At 63.6% G+C, this 13,438-nt stretch carries 14 protein-coding genes; 7 read left to right on the top strand and 7 right to left on the bottom strand.

Annotated features, from left to right (window positions below; all coding sequences use genetic code 11):
• Nucleotides 1–108 precede the first annotated feature (108 nt).
• Complete coding sequence (locus tag M0D43_RS16320; RefSeq protein WP_252162228.1) at nucleotides 109–579, bottom strand: hypothetical protein; 471 nt, start codon at nucleotides 577–579, stop codon at nucleotides 109–111.
• Nucleotides 580–1,565: 986 nt separating this feature from the next.
• On the bottom strand, nucleotides 1,566–2,567 hold the full coding sequence (gene gap / locus M0D43_RS16315) for a type I glyceraldehyde-3-phosphate dehydrogenase (protein WP_252162227.1): 1,002 nt from the start codon (nucleotides 2,565–2,567) through the stop codon (nucleotides 1,566–1,568).
• A gap of 824 nt (nucleotides 2,568–3,391) precedes the next feature.
• Between gap and M0D43_RS16310 the strand changes: the two genes are divergently transcribed.
• From M0D43_RS16310 to modC, 7 genes are all read left to right on the top strand, one after another.
• Nucleotides 3,392–4,015 (top strand): OmpW/AlkL family protein, encoded by a 624-nt coding sequence (locus M0D43_RS16310; protein ID WP_252162226.1) that lies wholly within the window; start codon nucleotides 3,392–3,394, stop codon nucleotides 4,013–4,015.
• 119 nt (nucleotides 4,016–4,134) lie between these two features.
• The gene (locus M0D43_RS16305; protein WP_252162225.1) at nucleotides 4,135–4,749 is read left to right on the top strand and encodes an OmpW/AlkL family protein; all 615 of its coding nucleotides are present in this window, start codon (nucleotides 4,135–4,137) and stop codon (nucleotides 4,747–4,749) included.
• A 272-nt stretch (nucleotides 4,750–5,021) separates the two neighbouring features.
• Nucleotides 5,022–5,795 (top strand): S1/P1 nuclease, encoded by a 774-nt coding sequence (locus tag M0D43_RS16300; RefSeq protein ID WP_313905406.1) that lies wholly within the window; start codon nucleotides 5,022–5,024, stop codon nucleotides 5,793–5,795.
• 13 nt (nucleotides 5,796–5,808) lie between these two features.
• Entirely contained in the window at nucleotides 5,809–6,633 is an 825-nt protein-coding gene (locus tag M0D43_RS16295; protein ID WP_260807366.1) for an MBL fold metallo-hydrolase, read from the top strand.
• Between the two features lie 75 nt (nucleotides 6,634–6,708).
• Nucleotides 6,709–7,485, top strand: a complete 777-nt coding sequence (gene modA, locus M0D43_RS16290; protein ID WP_252162223.1) for a molybdate ABC transporter substrate-binding protein — start codon at nucleotides 6,709–6,711, stop codon at nucleotides 7,483–7,485.
• A 16-nt stretch (nucleotides 7,486–7,501) separates the two neighbouring features.
• Entirely contained in the window at nucleotides 7,502–8,188 is a 687-nt protein-coding gene (gene modB / locus M0D43_RS16285; protein WP_252165094.1) for a molybdate ABC transporter permease subunit, read from the top strand.
• Nucleotides 8,188–8,802, top strand: coding sequence for a molybdenum ABC transporter ATP-binding protein (modC, locus tag M0D43_RS16280; protein WP_101361943.1), 615 nt, complete (start codon nucleotides 8,188–8,190; stop codon nucleotides 8,800–8,802). Before modB ends, modC begins: the two co-directional genes overlap by 1 nt.
• Before the next feature lie 199 nt (nucleotides 8,803–9,001).
• Here the strand turns inward: modC and M0D43_RS16275 are convergent, their stop codons facing one another.
• From M0D43_RS16275 to M0D43_RS16255, 5 genes are all read right to left on the bottom strand, one after another.
• The gene (locus tag M0D43_RS16275) at nucleotides 9,002–9,592 is read right to left on the bottom strand and encodes a hypothetical protein (protein ID WP_252162222.1); all 591 of its coding nucleotides are present in this window, start codon (nucleotides 9,590–9,592) and stop codon (nucleotides 9,002–9,004) included.
• Nucleotides 9,589–10,887 carry a TonB family protein gene (locus M0D43_RS16270; protein WP_252162221.1) on the bottom strand — a complete coding sequence of 433 codons (1,299 nt, stop codon included), beginning with the start codon at nucleotides 10,885–10,887 and terminating at the stop codon, nucleotides 9,589–9,591. Before M0D43_RS16270 ends, M0D43_RS16275 begins: the two co-directional genes overlap by 4 nt.
• The gene (locus M0D43_RS16265) at nucleotides 10,877–11,242 is read right to left on the bottom strand and encodes a BlaI/MecI/CopY family transcriptional regulator (protein WP_252162220.1); all 366 of its coding nucleotides are present in this window, start codon (nucleotides 11,240–11,242) and stop codon (nucleotides 10,877–10,879) included. The genes M0D43_RS16270 and M0D43_RS16265 overlap by 11 nt, the downstream gene beginning before the upstream one ends.
• A gap of 99 nt (nucleotides 11,243–11,341) precedes the next feature.
• Nucleotides 11,342–12,703, bottom strand: coding sequence for an ATP-binding protein (locus tag M0D43_RS16260; RefSeq protein WP_252165093.1), 1,362 nt, complete (start codon nucleotides 12,701–12,703; stop codon nucleotides 11,342–11,344).
• Nucleotides 12,704–12,720: 17 nt separating this feature from the next.
• On the bottom strand, nucleotides 12,721–13,419 hold the full coding sequence (locus M0D43_RS16255; protein WP_252162219.1) for a response regulator: 699 nt from the start codon (nucleotides 13,417–13,419) through the stop codon (nucleotides 12,721–12,723).
• Nucleotides 13,420–13,438: the final 19 nt, after the last annotated feature.

The raw sequence follows: 13,438 nt of genomic DNA, 5'->3' as shown, positions 1-13,438 counted from the left end.
GACCTCTCGATCAGACGGTTGGTTGAAGAGTCGACAAGCAGCAGCCGCACGCGTGATTACGCGCGCCCTAGAGATGAAAACGCCCGGAGAACCGGGCGTTTTGACTAGTTATTCGCGGTAGCCGCTGTCGTTCTTGTTATGGATGATCCAGATCAGGTTGCCGCCGGTATCCATCGACTTGCCGGCAAACACCAGACGGCCCTGGCCTTTATAGGCCATCTCATAACGGTAGCGATCGCCACCAAAGAAGAACGGGATAAATGCCTTGCCGGTCACGTAAGAACCTTGATCGTTCGGCTGACCAATCAGATCGGTCACCTGCTTCATCGGCATACCGATCTGGAGCTGGGTGAACTTGCTGCCAGGCGCCGGCTTACCGGTGATCTCGCCCTCGTAATCATTGATCCCCTTGACTGTCTCGCCGTAGCCCGCCTCGACATCGGACGACTTGATCACCTCACCATCGGCATTCATCCAGGCCGGCGTACCGGTCTGCTTTTTTGCAGCCCAACTGTTCGACGGAGCCGATACCGCAATCACCACACCGAGCGCCAATACGCCCGCCAGAAATTTATTCATTAGTTTTGCTCTCTCGATCCATGGAGTTCCCCGATCCCTCGTACACGACACGGGAACGACCGCCGTGCCCGCAAATTAGCGCACGTAAGCCTCTCAAAGTCCACTTCTCTTAGCGACGACGAAGCAGCGACACATGCACACATCACATTCCGACAGAAACAAAACGAAAGACCCCGGCAGGTCGGGGCCTCTACTCACCGCCTAAGCGCGAAGTTTAATTGGCGACAACCCGCACCATTTCCAGGCATTTGTTGGAATAGCCGCACTCGTTGTCGTATCAGGACACCAGCCTGACAAAGCTCGCGAAGGTACCGGTAACCACCAAAGCAGAACGGAATGAAGGCCTTTCCAGTCGCTTCGGCGCCTTCTGCCAACAACATTGGTCCACCGTTGCGCGCCATTTTACGCATCGACTACCGCTCACATCGACCGCGCACAAGTCAACAGCAGAACAGATACCCGAGCACACGTTCTGCAAAGATTGGCCCACGCAACTATCTTTCTTGAATACTTGAACCAGTTCTGCCTATCCATGGCATGCAACACCTGAGTGGGGACGTCAGCTGACCGAAAGCACGTCAGCACATGTGTCGCAATGGACATCCAAGCCCGACCAAGACGGCGGCACCTCATCGAATGCTTGCCGGCATCGTGCCAGCACGGTAGAAACCGCGCTGGCGCGATGCGACCACTCTACGCGCACATCGTGGATTTGGCATCGGGGTTTAGGTACAAGGAGGTAACCGCAATGCTTACACGGCGCCACGCCCCTTTTTTGACTGCAATGTGTGCCGTATCCGTACTCGGCTTCGTTCCCGTGGCTTCAGCGGGCATGTTCCGTAGTCCGGAAGAAGTCGCACGCAGTTGGCTTGGCCACGACGCAAGCGAACTGATGATGCAATGGCCTGTGGATAGAGGCTTGTATTGGTACATGCGGAAATAAAAAAGCGCCGAAAGGCGCTTTTTTATGTTTAACAACACATCGTTTACTTGGCGACAACGCGCACCATTTCCAGGCACTTGTTGGAATAGCCCCACTCGTTGTCGTACCAGGACACCAGCTTGACGAAGGTGGAATCCAGCGCGATGCCGGCGTCGGCGTCGAACACCGAGGTGCAGGTCTCGCCGCGGAAATCGGTGGCCACGACCTTGTCTTCGGTGTAGCCCAGGATGCCCTTCAGCGCACCTTCGCTCTGTGCCTTCACTTCGGCGCAGATCTCGGCGTAGGTGGCCGGCTTTTCCAGTTCAACCGTCAAGTCGACCACCGACACGTCCGAGGTGGGTACGCGGAAGCTCATGCCGGTGAGCTTCTTGTTGAGCTCGGGAATCACCACGCCCACGGCCTTGGCTGCGCCGGTGGAGGACGGGATGATGTTTTCCAGGATGCCGCGGCCGCCGCGCCAATCCTTGTTGGACGGGCCGTCCACGGTCTTCTGCGTTGCAGTGGCCGCGTGCACGGTGGTCATCAGGCCGCGCTTGATACCCCACTTGTCGTTGATCACCTTGGCCAACGGCGCCAGGCAGTTGGTGGTGCACGAGGCGTTGGAGACGATCGCCTCGCCATTGTAGGTCTTGTCGTTGACGCCGTAGACGAACATCGGCGTGTCGTCCTTGGACGGTGCCGACAGGATGACCTTCTTGGCGCCCGCGTCGAGATGCTTCTGCGCGGTTTCCTTGGTCAGGAACAGGCCGGTGGACTCGATCACCACCTCGGCGCCGACGGCATCCCACTTGAGGTTGGCCGGGTCGCGTTCCTGGGTCAGGCGGATCTTCTTGCCATTGACGATCAGCGTGTTGCCGTCGACCGACACATCGGCCTTGAAGCGGCCATGCACCGAGTCGTACTGCAGCATGTAGGCCAGGTAGTCGGGCTCGAGCAGGTCATTGATGGCCACGATCTCGATGTCATTGGCGAAGTTCTGCACCGCAGAGCGCAGCACGTTGCGGCCGATGCGACCGAATCCGTTGATGCCAACCTTGATTGCCATGTTCACTAGCTCCTGCAGCCGCGACAGCGCGGCGGATGGAAAGGGGCTGTCATTCTAGCAGCGTCACTTGTCCGCAGCCGTGTGTGCGGGCGGTGGGATTGGGGATTGGTTAGCCAGTGGCGGGGACAGGCGCTCCAAGCGCCACGCGTCGTGAGGAACCGCCCCCGCAGTTGCGCCCAGTCGATCGGAGTGAGCAAGCAGAGCCGGCCCATGCTCCCGTCACGGCATCGGTTGCCGATCGATGGTCGATGGCCTCGGGTCAGCTGCATGCATCGCCAACGCAAGATGCCACGCAAGACCACGATAGTTCATTAATTTCAATTACTTAGATATAGGCTAATGCGCTGAAAAGCGTATCCATGCACCCCGCACAGTAGGATTTCCGCACTGCGGGGATATCGCTACTGCCCCTGCCCGTTGAGACCCCCACCCGTCACATGGGGGGCCTCTGCTTGGCATGACGCGCGCGCACGTGGCTGATCGTCAATCATCACGGCTCGGCGGTACACAACGTGGATACGCACACGGCAGTTGCGTGGGGCCAGGTGAGTGCAGCTCGCGCGGACAATCGCTTCGCTATCGACGCCAACGCGCACGTTCTTTCTCCTCCCCGCCGCCACTGATGCCTGCGCATCACGCGATGCTGCAGATGCAATGCGTCACTGCAGCCAGCCGCTCGCCGCGCACGCTGCCGTCGGCGTGGCTTGCAGCAAGTCACCGCACGACCGGCCGCCAGAGCGCGCGGCCGAATTGATCAGGATCAAGGCAGCGACAACGCCGAGCCGCAAGACTTCCTGCATCCATTGCACCCAACAAGAAATCCTATGCGTCTGCGCGCTCCTCTTCTGCTCGCTGGCCTCGCCGCCGCGTTCGTCAGCCTCCCCGCACTGGCGCAATCCAAAGGCGACTGGACCGTTGCCGTCGGCGCCCATCAGGTCGCTCCCAAGTCCGACAACGGTCGCCTGGCCGGTGGCAGGCTCAAGGCGGAAGTGGGCAAGGACATCAAACCCACGTTCACGACGGAATATTTCATCACCGACGACCTGGGCGTCGAAGTGCTGTCGGCGCTGCCGTTCGAGCACGACATCGCGATCCGCGGCCTGGGCCGGGTTGGCAGCACCAAGCAGCTGCCGCCGGTGATCTCGTTGCAGTACCACTTCAACGGCCAAGGCAAGCTCTCGCCATTCGTTGGCGTCGGCATCAACCACACGCGTTTCTTCAGCACCGACACCCGCCACGCGCTGGCCGGCAACGATTTAGAGCTGGGCGATTCCTGGGGCGTGGCACTGCATGCCGGCATGGACTACACGCTAGGCGAGCGCGGCGCACTCCGCGTCAACCTGCGCTGGATCGATATCGAGAGCGAAGCGCGCCTGGATGGCAACCGCATTGGCACAGTCAACATCGACCCGCTGGTCTACGGCGTGGCCTACGTGCACCGGTTCTGATCCCCTGCGGCGTGGGCGGCGCATCTCTGGCACACTTGCTGCCCAGGGACGTGCATCCACCGCCGGAGTTGCGGACAGGTCGGTCACGTCGACCGTCTGTTCGACTTACCGGGGATTCCATGAACACGCTGACTCGCACCGCCCTCGCCATCGCACTGGCCGCCTCGGCCGCACCCGCCTTCGCCCAGTCGGCCGGCCATTGGACGACCGGTTACGGCGCCGGCTATGTCTCGCCCAAGTCCAACAGCGGCACCTTCGGCGGTGCGCAGGCCGACATCAAGGGCGCGCCGACGCTGTCGTTCACCTACGAATACTTCCTGCGCAACAACCTGGGACTCGAAGTGCATGCGGCAGTGGCGGGCAAGCACGAGCTCGAACTGCAGGGCGTCGGCAAGGTGGGCAGCTATTGGTCGGTACCGCCGAGCGTGCTGTTGCAGTACCACATCAACGGCTATGGCACGGTCTCGCCGTTCGTGGGCGTGGGCATCAACTACACCACGTTCCTGGGCGAAGACACCGAGCCGACATTTGGCAACGGCGATCTGCGTTTCAGCGATTCGGTCGGCGCCACCGCGCATGTCGGCGTGGACTTCATCTTCAACGAGCGCAGCGGCCTGCGCGTGGATGCGCGCTGGACCGATTCGCGCAGCAACGTCGATTTCAACGGTGCGCGGCTGGGCAAGGCGCGGATCGACCCACTGACCTATGGCGTGTCGTACCTGGTGTATTACTAAGAGCGGCTAACAAAACGACTGCGCAACCGCCAGACGGCGCCGCCGGCGCTCGGTGCGGTATATACCGCTCGTACATTGCGGTCCTGAGCGCGGCGTCCACGCCCGCCCAACGGACTGGGCGCCGGGTATTGTTCGCCTGTCTACGCAGTGCCGGCGCCATGCTGAGGCGTGGCTGTCGCAGGTCCGAAACAGCCATCAAACCGTCCCGGACCGATGCGTACAATCGCGGAATGAAAACTTTCTTCCTCCCCGCATTCGCTATTGCGACGGCACTGGCCGCCGCGATCCACCCCACCACCGCGTTGGCCTGGGGTCCGCAAGGCCACCGCCTGGTGGCGCGCATCGCCGAAACCGAACTGAGCCCGCAGGCACGTGCGCAGGTGGCGCAATTGCTGGCCGGCGAGCCAGACCCCACGCTGCACGGTGTGGCCTCCTGGGCCGATGAGTTGCGCGAGCACGACCCCGACCTGGGCAAGCGCTCCGGGCCGTGGCACTACGTCAATCTGGGCGAACACGACTGCACGTATTCGCCGCCGCGCGACTGCCCGGACGGCAACTGCGTGATTGCCGCGCTCGACCAGCAAACCGCCCTGCTCGCAGATCGCAAACAACCACTGGACGTGCGCCGCCAAGCCTTGAAGTTCGTGGTGCATTTTGTCGGCGACATCCATCAGCCGATGCACGCCGGCTACGCGCACGACAAGGGCGGCAACGACTTCCAACTGCAGATCGATGGCAAGGGCAGCAACCTGCATTCCCTGTGGGACAGCGGCATGCTCAACGACAGCCATCTGAGCGACGGTGCCTACCTGCAACGTCTGCTTGCCCTGCCAGCGGCTGCCGCGGCGTCTCCAGCACTGCCACCGCCGGCTGCGGCATGGGCCCAGGCCTCGTGCAAGATCGCCATCACGCCGGGTGTGTACCCGAGCGCACACGTGTTGCCCCCTACGTATATCGCCACCTACCGCCCGATCGCAGAAACGCAGTTGCGCATCGCCGGTGACCGGCTCGCTGCCATCCTCAACGCAGCGCTGGCCAGCCCCTGACGTGGAGACGCCGATGCAACCACAGGTGCTTGCGTTCTTTCATGCCGACAGCAACACCTTCACCTATGTGGTCGCCGATGCGGCCACCGGCGCGGCGGCAGTGATCGACCCAACCCTGGACTACGCGGCCGATACCGGCGTCATCGGCACCCACGCGGCGCAAGCCATCCTCGCGGCCATCGCACAGCAGGGATGGCAGCTGCAGTGGCTGTTGGAAACCCATGCGCATGCCGATCACCTGTCTGCTGCGCAGTGGCTGAAACAGCACTGGCCGCAGGCGCGTGTTGGCATCGGCGAAGGCATTCGCCAGGTGCAGCAGACCCTCGCACCCCGGTACGCGTTGCCGGAGGACTTTCGTGCAGATGGTTCGCAGTTCGATCATCTGTTTGCCGATGACGAGCGCTTCATGCTGGGAGATATCCAAGCACGCGTCATCGCAGTGCCCGGCCACACCAGCGACAGCATTGCGTATCTGATCGGCGATGCGCTGTTTCCTGGCGATTCGTTGTTCATGCCGGATGCGGGCACGGCGCGTTGCGATTTCCCCGGCGGCGATGCGCGCAAGTTGTTTGCGTCGATCCAGCGCCTGTACGCGCTGCCGGACAGCACCCGCGTTTTCGTTTGCCACGACTACGGCCCGGGCGGGCGGGCGGTGGCACATCAGACCAGCATTGGCGAACAGCGGCGCAGCAATATCCACGTGCGCGACGGCGTGGATGTCGAGACCTTCGTGGCGCAGCGGCAGGCGCGCGACGCCAGCTTGCCCGAGCCCAAGTTGATCCGTCCGGCGTTGCAAACCAATCTTCAAGCCGGCCGCTGCAACGGAGTGGTTCTGTAGCGGGGGTACAGCCTCGCCACGCGGTGCGCATCGCGTAGCCGCTATGATCAGAGCCCACCTGGTGAGGAGCTTCCCATGCGCACGATCGGTTTCTGGCAGCGCGCGGTGTGCGTGCTGATGCTGGCACTCCCCATGCTGGCGAGTGCGCAGACCGCACCAGTCACGGTGTTTGCGGCCGCCAGCTTGAAAGAATCGATGGATGAAGCCGCGGTCGCATACGAGAAGGCAACTGACACGCCCGTGCGGGTGTCGTATGCGGCGAGTTCTGCGCTGGCACGCCAGATCGAACAAGGCGCGCCGGCGGACGTGTTTTTTTCGGCCGACCTGGAGTGGATGGACTATCTGCAGCAGCGTGGCCTGGTGCTGCCCGCGCAGCGGCACAACCTGCTCGGCAACACGCTGGTATTGGTCGCACCGGCGAACAGCACACTCCACGTGAACCTGCGCACGCCTGGCGCCATTGCCAAAGCACTTGGCGAGAACGGGCGCCTGGCCGTTGGCCAGACCGCCAGCGTGCCGGCCGGCAAATACGCCGCCGCTGCGTTGCGCAAGCTCGGCCAGTGGGACAGCGTCAGCAACCGCCTTGCCGAATCGGAAAGCGTGCGCGCAGCGCTGATGCTGGTCTCGCGCGGCGAAGCGCCGCTGGGCATCGCGTATGGCTCAGACGCACGCGCCGATGCCAAGGTGCGCGTGGTCGCCACCTTCCCCGACGACAGCCATGACGCCATCGTGTATCCGGTTGCGGCATTGAAGAACAGCCGCAACCCCGCCACTGCCGCATTCGTGACCTGGCTGGGAAGCACGCCGGCCAAGGCGATCTTTGCGCGCCGTGGTTTTTCGTTGAAGGATTGAGGCACACCGCTTGTCGATGTTCACCACGGAAGAGCTGACCGCGATCGGCCTGAGTCTCAAGGTCGCCATCGTCGCGGCGCTTGCCAGCCTGCCGCCGGGCATTGCCTGCGGCTGGCTGCTGGCGCGGCGGCGCTTTCCGGGCAAAGCCTTGCTGGATGCGCTACTGCACCTGCCATTGGTGATGCCGCCGGTGGTCACCGGCTATGCGCTATTGGTGGTGCTGGGCACGCAGGGGCCGGTGGGCAGCTGGTTGCTGGAACACTTCGGCATCCAGTTCGCGTTCCGTTGGACCGGCGCGGCGCTCGCGTGCGCGGTGATGGGATTCCCGCTGATGGTGCGCGCGATTCGTCTGTCCATCGAAGCCACTGATCGGCGCCTGGAGGCTGCCGCCGCCACGCTAGGCGCAGGGCCGTGGCGGGTATTTTTCAGCATCACCTTGCCGCTGGCCTGGCCGGGTCTGGTCGCCGGGGTGGTGCTCGCGTTCGCCAAGGCATTGGGTGAGTTCGGCGCAACGATCACCTTCGTGTCGAACATCCCTGGCGAAACGCAGACCTTGTCGTCGGCCATTTACGGGCTGATGCAGGTACCGGGTATGGAATCGGGCATCTGGCGACTGGCCGGCGTGGCGCTGGCGATTTCGCTGGCAGCGCTGCTGCTATCCGAATGGCTGGTACGCCGGCCGCATCCGCGCGAGGAGGATTGATGCTGGATATCGATCTGCACCTACAACGCGGCACATTCGACCGCCACATCCGCATCCACGACGATGCGCGCGTGGTCGCACTGGTGGGTCCGTCCGGCGCGGGCAAGACCACCGTGCTCAATGCGATTGCCGGCTTGGTGCACCCGCATGCCGGGCATATTCGTATCGATGGGCGCTGCCTGTACGACGCCGGGCAAGGCATCGACCTTCCCACGCACAAACGTCGGATCGGTTACGTGTTCCAGGATGCGCGACTGTTTCCGCATCTGGATGTGCGCCGCAACCTGCGCTACGGCCGGCATGCGCGCGGCACGGCGCCATTCGGCTTCGACGATGTGGTGGCCTTGCTCGGTATCGCGCCGCTGTTGCAACGCCGGCCACGCAACCTGTCTGGTGGTGAGGCGCAGCGCGTGGCGATTGGCCGCGCCCTGCTGGCGCAACCGGCGATCCTGCTGTTCGACGAACCGCTGTCGGCGCTGGATCAGGCACGCCGCGAAGAATTGATCCCGTACCTGCAGCGCGTACGCGACGAGATTCGCCTGCCGATGCTCTACGTCAGCCACAACCCCGATGAAGTACAGCGCATTGCCGACAGCGTGCATGTGCTGGATTGAAGGTGATGTAAGCGCGGGTATGGCGTTTGCGGTGACTGCATTGTCATCCGGGCATCGATGCAAGCGGTGACGCCTGTGTCCGTCTCGTCAATCACTCAGTTCACTGCCCGACTTTGCAGTGGCACGCGCTAAGCGTGAGCTGGCTGGCCTCAAGTCGCCACCTTCAAACACACCTTCACGGCACGCCGCGCAACGGCTGCTACAGCGATCGTGCGACCTTCCCGGTCCGCACACTCACCTTGCCTTGCCGCACCTCGAAGGTAAACGCGAACGACAGCGTCACCGGTACCGGCTCGATCCGCGCAGCGTCGGTGCAGTCATCCGGCGCGGCCGGTTGCGCAACACCTGGTGCATAGGTGCACAGCGCGGCTGGGACGAACTGCCATCGCTGCGCGGTGGTGCGCACCGCTTGCATCAGATCGGCGTTGTCCGGCAGTAGTCCCGCGGCGCATTCGTCGCGGTCGGACATCGGGTCGACGCGCTGCACCGTGCCCTCCGCGCTCAGGATGAGATGGGCGCAGACGGTGGTCGGCGCCAAGGTCTGCCGCGGCGAATCGGCGGGCAGTACCGGCGCTTCGCTGTGCAGCGCCCGCGGCATGCGAAAGCGCTGCGTTGGCGCCAGCGTGTAGGACGCGATGCCTGCAGTGCCAGCGCCATCCGGCTGCGAGGGCAGCATGCGTTGATCCACGGAATCCTCGCGTTGGCTACGCTCCTGCTCCACGACCTGATGGGTGGCACAGCTGCTCACAGCCAGCGCCAGTGCGACGCTGCAGACCAGACGGCCGCTCATCGCGACGTGCCCCGTGGCGCGCATTCCGCAGAGACACAGCTGGCAACGCGCTCGGACTGTGTGGCAGTCCGTTGCATTCCAGCCGCGTCGGTATCGGCATCCATATCTGCAGGTGCCGGCGCCACATCCGGTGGATCCAATTCAAACCTTACCGGCACGCGCACCTCGGACGCGACCGCCTTGCCATTCTCCAGCGCAGGTGTGAAGCGCCAGTGGCGTGCTGTGTCGAGCACGCTCTGATCGAACACGCCAGCAGGGGTGCTGCGTACTATCGCGATGTGCTCGGGTGTTCCAGTTGGGCTCACCGCGATCTGCAGTTCGACAAATCCCGCCAGGCCAGCAGCGACCGCGTCAGGCGGATACTTGGGCGGCTGCATGGTGTGGACGTCCAGCGCATTGCCAGGGACCTGCCTGCCCTGCAGCTGCGCAGGCTGGAAAGCCCAACAGGCGCCGCTGACCATCACCGCCAATACAACCACCAGACGCAGGTTCCACCGCGCGCGCGGCACGTCCACCGCAGGCCCCAACAAGGCAGCCACGCGTTGGGTGAGTGCATGCGGCGCGTTCCAATGGCAGTTGGTCGGCATCCAGGCTGCCCCGCACTGGGTCTTGAGCATTGCGGTGGCATAGCTGCGGCGCTTGCCCGGGTAGCGCGTCAGTACGTCCGCGTCGCACGCCAGTTCCTGATCCAGCCGGAACGCGCGCCATGCCAGATGCATCAACGGATTACACCAGCCGATGCACAGCAACAGTGCGGCCAGCAGATTGGCATACAGATCGCCACGGCGCAGATGCAGGCGCTCGTGCGCCAGGATCAAGCTGCGCTCTGCGGCGGTGTAGCGCGTGTCGAAGTCCATCGGCAGCACGATGCGCGGGCGCCAGATACCCAGCGACACCGGCAACCCCACATCGTGCGTTGCCGCCCATACTCCGCCGTCGAGCACATGCAATACGCCCAGGCTACGCACGAATCGCCGTTGGCGCCACCAAAGCGCCACGGCCATCGAAACTGCACCGCTTAACCAGATAGCGAGCAGCTGTCCGGACCATGCGTGTTCGCTCCCTTGCAGGGTGAGCGGCATCGCGACCAATGCCGGCATCTTTGGCAATGCTGTCGCTATCGGCGGCCGCGGCATGCAAGCTGCCAACACTGCGAGCGGCACAGCGGCCCAGAGCGCATACGCCGCTGTTGCGCCCAGCCAGGCACGCAGTGCGCGACGCAGCACCAGACAAATCAGTAACGCGACACTGCTATACAGCGTGACACGCAACAGCAATGGCAGGTCAAGGTGCATCGTCCAACTCCTTGAGCAGGCGCTTCAATTCGGCAATGTCCGATGCGCTGAGTTTCCCGCGTTCGCTGAAGTGCGCCACCAGTGGCGCAACCCGCCCGCCGAACAGCCGCTGCAGCAATCCTTCGCTCTGCTGCTGCACCCATTGCTCGCGCGCCAGCAGCGGCGCGTAGTGATATTTGCGGCCGTGTTTTTCTGCCGCAACGGCGCATTTGGTGAGCAGCCGGTTGAGCAAGGTCTTGATGGTGGGCTCGGCCCAGCCGGTGTGCGCCAACGCGGCAATCACCTCTTCTGCCGTGCGCGGTGCGCCATCCCAGAGCACCTGCATCACCACTGCTTCGGCTTCACTGATCGACATGCGATTACACCCGTAATTTTTATCGATTACGCGCGTAAACGGATTCGATGTCAAGCGCAGTTCGTCGGTATGATGCCGCCCTCGCCGACGGATCGTCTGTCAGCTGATCGGGTTGCCGGCAAATTGCACGCTGACGCGCAAGCCACCCAACGTGGGCGACGCATCCAGCTGCACGCGCGCAGCATGTGCCACGACGATATCGTGCACGATCGATAAACCCAGCCCACTGCCCTCCACACCGGTGCCCAGTTCGCGATGGAAACGATGGAACACGCGTGCGCGCGCCGCTTCCGGGATGCCGGGACCGGAATCTTCCACCACCAGGGTCGGCAGCGGTATGTGCTGCGTGCTGACCCGGATGCGGCCACCCGCCGGTGTGTAGCGCACGGCATTCTCCAGCAGGTTGCGCAGCAGCAACGACAACGCGGTTTCATCGGCGATGACCATCACCGGCTGCAGTGCCAGCTCCACGGTCTGCTGGCGCTGCGCCGCCAGCGCCAGCACATCTTCGGACTCGCTGCGTACCAGAGTGTCCAGGCTCACGCTGCGCTGTGGCAGCGCAGCCACCGCTTCGACCCTGCTCAGGGCCAGCAGCTGGGCGATCATGCGTTCGATGCGGAGCACGTTGGCATCGAGTTGCTGCTGCGACTCATCGCGTTCCTCTGCATTGGCAGCAAGGCGCAGGTTGGCCGCATGCACTTTGAGTGCCGCGATCGGTGTCCGCAGCTCATGCGCAGCATCGGCGATGAAGCGACGTTCCCGTTCCAGGCCATCCTGTACACGGTCCATCAATCCGTTGACCGCGCGCACCAGGCCGTGCACCTCGCGTGGCATATGCTGCGGCTGCAGCGGCTGCAAGCGCTTGGGGTCGCGCTCGCCGATCTCGTCGGAGACACGTACCAGCGAGCGCATTGCCCAGTTCACCACGGCCCAGATCAGCAGCCCCATCAATGGCAACGCCATCAGCAGTGGCAACAAGGTTCCCAGCGCGATGTCTTCGGCAAGCTCCTCACGAATATCGGCGCGTTCGGCCGATTGGAACCAGCGCCCGCCCGGCGAGCGCAGGGTGAACGTGCGCCACTGGCCATCGGCACGTTGTACGTCTGCATAGCCGGCACGCAGCGGTGCCAGTGGTTGCGCCGGTGCGCTGTCAGAACGCAAGAGCAGCGCACCGGCGGCGTTGCGCACCTGGAATGCCAGTTTGGTTTCGTAGGCATGGCCGTCGTTGAACGCCAATGCTTCGCCCACGCCTTGCGCTTGCCCATGCCATCCGCGGATCACGATCGGCTCGCCTGCTCGCAGATCGTCCAGGGGTTGATCCACCAACGAAAGCAGCACGCGTGCCGATTGCACGAGGCGTGCATCGAACATCTCGCCGGCCTCCTGCAGTCCCGCCCGATAGCTGAAACCGGCAGCGGCCAGCATCAGCAACGACAACAGGCCCAGCAAGGCCAGCAACAACACACGCCGAATCGAGTTCATTGCGGTGCCTGTGGCGGAGCCGCGGCCGCCTGTGCGGCCTGTTCGTCCAGCGCGTAACCAATGCCGCGAACGGTGCGGATCACGGCTGCCGACAGTTTGCGACGCAACTGGTGCACATGCACGTCCACCGCATTGCTGGCGACATCCTCGTCCCACCCATAGAGATGTTGCTGGATGCGTTCGCGACCGATCGGCCGGCCACGCTGCTCCATCAGCAGCCACAACAGTGCGAATTCACGACGGGTCAGATCCAGATCGCGGCCATGCCAGCGCACCGACATGCCGGCCGGATCCAACCGTAGCGCACCGGCCTGCAGTGCCGGCTGCGCGCGCCCGGCGGAGCGGCGCAACAAGGCCCGCGTGCGCGCCAACAGTTCGGTGGTGTCGAAGGGCTTGCCCAGATAATCGTCTGCACCGACATCCAGGCCAAGCGCGCGGTCGGCTGCACGCTCACGTGCGCTGAGTACCAGAATCGGCGTGTCCACTGCACGCGCACGTGCGGTGCGAATGACCTCGATGCCATCCATGCGCGGCAATCCCAAATCCAAGATGACCAGATCCATGGTCTGCTCCTGTAGCGCCATCAACGCACTGACGCCGTCATGCACCCAGTCCACTGCATAGGCGGCGCGCCGCAATGCGGTGCGGATGCCCTCGCCCAGTGAGAGATCGTCTTCAACCAGCAGAATGCGCATGCGAGCCAGTCTGTAAGTC

The organism is Xanthomonas prunicola (genome assembly GCF_025266575.1).
Classification (GTDB): domain Bacteria; phylum Pseudomonadota; class Gammaproteobacteria; order Xanthomonadales; family Xanthomonadaceae; genus Xanthomonas; species Xanthomonas prunicola.
Note: the sequence above shows the minus strand (reverse complement) of the source record. Positions and strands in the feature narration are given on the sequence as shown.

What these genes read in the sequence shown, in the direction of transcription:
- M0D43_RS16320 (WP_252162228.1), bottom strand. Translation starts at nt 579, where the DNA reads ATGAATAAATTTCTGGCGGGCGTATTGGCGCTCGGTGTGGTGATTGCG.
- gap (WP_252162227.1), bottom strand. Translation starts at nt 2,567, where the DNA reads ATGGCAATCAAGGTTGGCATCAACGGATTCGGTCGCATCGGCCGCAAC.
- M0D43_RS16310 (WP_252162226.1), top strand. Translation starts at nt 3,392, where the DNA reads ATGCGTCTGCGCGCTCCTCTTCTGCTCGCTGGCCTCGCCGCCGCGTTC.
- M0D43_RS16305 (WP_252162225.1), top strand. Translation starts at nt 4,135, where the DNA reads ATGAACACGCTGACTCGCACCGCCCTCGCCATCGCACTGGCCGCCTCG.
- M0D43_RS16295 (WP_260807366.1), top strand. Translation starts at nt 5,809, where the DNA reads ATGCAACCACAGGTGCTTGCGTTCTTTCATGCCGACAGCAACACCTTC.
- modA (WP_252162223.1), top strand. Translation starts at nt 6,709, where the DNA reads ATGCGCACGATCGGTTTCTGGCAGCGCGCGGTGTGCGTGCTGATGCTG.
- modB (WP_252165094.1), top strand. Translation starts at nt 7,502, where the DNA reads ATGTTCACCACGGAAGAGCTGACCGCGATCGGCCTGAGTCTCAAGGTC.
- modC (WP_101361943.1), top strand. Translation starts at nt 8,188, where the DNA reads ATGCTGGATATCGATCTGCACCTACAACGCGGCACATTCGACCGCCAC.
- M0D43_RS16275 (WP_252162222.1), bottom strand. Translation starts at nt 9,592, where the DNA reads ATGAGCGGCCGTCTGGTCTGCAGCGTCGCACTGGCGCTGGCTGTGAGC.
- M0D43_RS16270 (WP_252162221.1), bottom strand. Translation starts at nt 10,887, where the DNA reads ATGCACCTTGACCTGCCATTGCTGTTGCGTGTCACGCTGTATAGCAGT.
- M0D43_RS16265 (WP_252162220.1), bottom strand. Translation starts at nt 11,242, where the DNA reads ATGTCGATCAGTGAAGCCGAAGCAGTGGTGATGCAGGTGCTCTGGGAT.
- M0D43_RS16255 (WP_252162219.1), bottom strand. Translation starts at nt 13,419, where the DNA reads ATGCGCATTCTGCTGGTTGAAGACGATCTCTCACTGGGCGAGGGCATC.